Genomic DNA, 398 nt, shown 5'->3' on the forward strand with positions numbered 1-398 from the left:
CACCTGGATGTCGCGGTGCGCGGGCTCCTGCAGAAAGGCCGCCACGTCGTCGGCCAGCGATTCGGCCATGACCGACGCGGTGACCAGCATGCGCACGTGGCCGCGCACGCCCGTGGCGAAACCGGCCATGTCCCGCTCGATGCGGCCTGCGGTGGCGAGCATCTCGCGCGCATGCTCCAGCAGCGTCTCGCCGGCCGGGGTGGGGGCCACGCCGTGGCGCTTGCGTACCAGCAATTGCGTGCCCACCGTGTCTTCCAGCTGCGCCAGCCGCTTGCTGACGGCCGAGCCCACGATCGATTCGCGCTCGGCCGCGCGTGCGATGTTGCGCTGCTCGCAGACGGCCACGAAGAGCCGCAAGGTCAGCAGATCGAGGGAGCGCATGGGGCAGGGTAGAGATG

General features: G+C 70.6%; 1 protein-coding gene. It reads right to left on the reverse strand.

Annotated elements, in window-relative coordinates; genetic code table 11:
• The coding region (locus K9U40_RS24385) for a LysR family transcriptional regulator (protein WP_282892614.1) at positions 1 to 381 on the reverse strand (381 nt) is incomplete at its 3' end.
• Positions 382 to 398 lie beyond the last annotated feature (17 nt).

This window comes from Xanthobacter autotrophicus, assembly GCF_030015065.1.
Classification (GTDB): domain Bacteria; phylum Pseudomonadota; class Alphaproteobacteria; order Rhizobiales; family Xanthobacteraceae; genus Xanthobacter; species Xanthobacter autotrophicus_D.